The sequence below is a fragment of the Pedobacter sp. 01N416 genome (assembly GCF_056399685.1).
The window spans coordinates 1-3,415 of sequence record NZ_JBFTRT010000543.1 but is presented as its reverse complement, the minus strand read 5'-3'; the positions used below and the strand labels follow the sequence as shown (position 1 = coordinate 3,415).

The following is a 3,415-nucleotide window of genomic DNA, read 5'->3' as shown; positions in this document are numbered from 1 at the left end:
CTTTTAACTCTGTAAAAGAACTTTTCTTCAAGTCTAATATTTCAATATTTTTTTTATAGTCATTATAATAAATCCCCGCCGTAAACCCCATTCCAAATAGTGATAGAATAGATATTATGGTGCCAACATTTGTGCCTAAATTCAGTATTAGTAAATTTAAACTCGTGGTAAATAAACTTCTAATGTTGGTTGTGCTCATTCTTTTCTATCATATAAGTGGAAATCTTTTTTTGATGACGGCTAAATATACCCTTTCTAGAGCAAGTCTTCGTGCCCATTGCCTTAAACATTGGCCTGACTTGTGTCTAAAAAATACTATCGATTAATTACTTCATCAAAAGCACAAGTCATCCAGCTTGTTAACCTAGACAATAAGATTTGTGCTAGTATGGGGAATTACAAATGTTGAATTTACAATCTTCAACTCTATTATTGCTAATACGGCGCTAGTCCTTTTGTTTTATGTAAATAAATTTTTTATCATTTGTTTAATCGTACCGTTCTCTAGTTTTAGTCCGAGCGGTTTTGAAATGTCATGTCCCTCGGTTAAATGTAAAGATGTATTGTATATTATTCCTAATAAGAAATATGTCTCGGGAATATGTATCCCAATATTTTGGGCAAAACGCAGCTTATTCTTGGTCCCATTTGTATTTATGAACTTAGTCTTATTTGCAGGGTCTGGAATTAAATCATAAACAAGTTTTTCTATTTGAACTCTAACTCCAAAACATATAGCTAATGGGTCAAATACATCCTTCTGAAACAAGTATCTTCGTACCTCTCTGAATACTTTTTGAAAGAATTTTTCAGGTTTAGCCCAATCTACATTAAGTTTAAGTGCATTGAACTCATGTTCCAAATTAATCGTATTGATTGCCGGATGATAGTGAAAGTAGTATGCATCTACTTGGACTTTGATACTTGAGTCGTCACGCTTATAGATAATTTTTAATATGTTTTGATTAGATTTTACATTTGGCTCTTTCAAATAACCTACCTTAATTTTTGTGTCATTAAAACAGAAATGGTTGAAGAATAATGGGTCAAGATGCGTTAATAAAATGGGGAATATCCTACGCTTCTGTCTTTTCATTTCATCTATGAATGTTGAAACATAATATTGAAATGTTATAAGATTTGCATCATCCATATAATCAAATATTTCATCTATTATAAGTATGCAATCGTTTTTCTTGAAATTCCTTCTTGATTTTAAAAGCAGGGCAATGAAAGTTAAAATATCTCTTTGGCCATTCGATATTTCATGTGCCTTTGGCCATCTTACAACAAGGCTGTTTCCTTCAACTTTTGGTTTAATGTCGAATCTATCCTTTACTGGGTTGAAGGATTCAATTGTTTTAGTAAAATCATCTTTTTCATCAAGATAATATAGATATTTAGAAGCTTTTTTGAAGTTGCCCCCCATTCTATCTTTAACCGAAAGTATTTGCCATGCTGTAAGATATGCGTTCACTTCATCCTTAACCTCAACGAAACCAAATGAAGTAATTATGTCTACTAACTTTCTAAACTCGTCCAAAGCTTGAAATGATGGTAAAATATTCGATTGAATCCATCCTTTAATAGAATTACCTGTTCCATTTTGTCTATTGATAGCAGGAAAAGCAGAATCGAAAGTTTGTCGATATGGTTTTAAGCTGAAGCGAGTAAAGTCAATTTCACTTTCAATTCTGAAGAAGAGATGTCCATAGTTAAATAGGTTTGAAATGTTATTCAACAATTTGCTACCATTTGCACCGAATGTTGATTTCATGGTAGAAGAATTATAATCAAAAGAAATTTTTGGAGGTATAGTTTGGATTAACGTAGTTGGCATTATATCAAGAGAAGTTTTTGCAAATGCTGAACGTCCGGGAATTTTCTGTACCACAGATTTTGGCTCAGTCTGATTATTTATAACAAACACATCAAAGTAATTCGAAATTGTATTTTGAGTATCGTCTGCAACAAGCGTTTGCCCTGTTGTCAAAGTGAGAGTTAATATAGGTCTATTGTTAGCATCTTTTAGATAATAGTTTTTGTCGTCTAATTCAATTTTGTTGCTTCTTAAAGAATCAAATCCGATAGCGAAGGAGCTTTTTCCAAACCCGTTCGGAGCAACTAATATGTTCGGTCTGTCAGGAACTAAGTCAAGGGTAAACAGCTTGTGTCCAATGCCTTTAATGTTCGTTATCTCTATTGTTTTTATGTTCATTCTTAATGCAGGGTGTTGTTTGTATAATGACGGCTAACTCCCGAATATACGGTACTAAAAAATCATAAAAACCTTCATTATTTGTACACTTTGGTATTTGTTAAACGTTTATAAGCGCTAACACTCAGATGATCTATTGTAAAGAGAAGATGAAGAGTTTAAAATTTATTTAGTTTATCTAAATTATTAGTTTAATCTTAATCCTCAATACGGGAAACCATAATTACACATAAGTAAGTATATCATCTTATTTACGTTATCACTTATCTCTTCATTATATTTCCTAATCCATTCCATTTTGTTAGTTTTGAGGGTAAATAATTGAAATAAATAAAAAGCAGAATGAATCATTGGTTAGTAAAATCAGAGCCTTTTAAATACAGTTGGGAAAAATTTAATCAGGATGGCCGTACCTTTTGGGATGGTGTGCGTAATTATCAGGCCAGAAATAACCTAAAAGCCATGCAAGAAGGAGATTTGGTGCTTTTTTATCATAGTAACGAAGGTAAAAATGTAGTGGGTATTGCAAAAGTAGTAAGGGAGTTTTACCAGGATCCAACTACTGATGATGCCAACTGGGTAGTGGTTGACTTATCGCCTGTAGAAAGCCTGAAAAATCCGGTTTCTTTAGAGCAGATCAAARCTGAGCCGAGTTTGGTTGATATTTCATTGGTGCGCCAGGGTCGTTTATCTGTCATGCCATTAAAAGCAGAAGAATTTGATAAGATTTTGGAAATGGGGGCTTAGTCCGAAGTCTTGAGTCTGCAGTCTTTAGTCGATTACGAGTTCGAATTCAGTTAACCGATTTAAACAATTAACCTTTTAATCATTAATCAATGAAGTCGGTTCAAGCGAGAAATTGTCATCCTGAGGAGTAATTGTTTCATAAAATCAATATAAAAGACAAATCTTTTTGGCAAAATAGTAGGCTGCGTGAGATCGTCATTCCCAACTCGATTGGGAACCACGGAGTGCTCATGAATGCCTCTGAAAAAAGGAAAACTTATGAATAATCGTAATGCAAGCGCTTTAAGATTCCCGCATGCGCGGGAATGACGACCTGCTAATGGATTCTGTCTATGGTAGGGTTAATTAATTGTTTAAAATCAACCTTAGCGTCTGTATAATTCTTCCCCGATTCATCCGAGAGACCGGGAGCTATTTGTTCTAGCACTTCGACTCTGTGACCATTAACAG

General features: G+C 33.7%; 3 protein-coding genes. 1 reads left to right on the top strand and 2 read right to left on the bottom strand.

Translation table 11 applies throughout. From position 1 onward, the window contains the following. Together AC1DND_RS23195 and AC1DND_RS23190 are read right to left on the bottom strand one after the other, a co-directional pair. Positions 1 to 199, bottom strand: a 199-nt coding sequence (locus AC1DND_RS23195) for a hypothetical protein (RefSeq protein WP_477584953.1), incomplete at its 3' end; no start/stop codon positions are given. A gap of 261 nt (positions 200 to 460) precedes the next feature. Further along, positions 461 to 2,218, bottom strand: a complete 1,758-nt coding sequence (locus AC1DND_RS23190; RefSeq protein WP_477584952.1) for a hypothetical protein — start codon at positions 2,216 to 2,218, stop codon at positions 461 to 463. Positions 2,219 to 2,560: 342 nt separating this feature from the next. Here AC1DND_RS23190 and AC1DND_RS23185 point away from each other — a divergent pair, with 342 nt between their 5' ends. Beyond that, positions 2,561 to 2,965: an EVE domain-containing protein gene (locus AC1DND_RS23185; RefSeq protein WP_477584951.1), complete on the top strand. Its 405-nt coding sequence runs from the start codon at positions 2,561 to 2,563 to the stop codon at positions 2,963 to 2,965. The last annotated feature ends 450 nt before the right edge of the window (positions 2,966 to 3,415 follow it).

Excerpts from the sequence above, each read along its gene's own strand:
- AC1DND_RS23190 (WP_477584952.1), bottom strand. The coding sequence starts at position 2,218 with ATGAACATAAAAACAATAGAGATAACGAACATTAAAGGCATTGGACAC.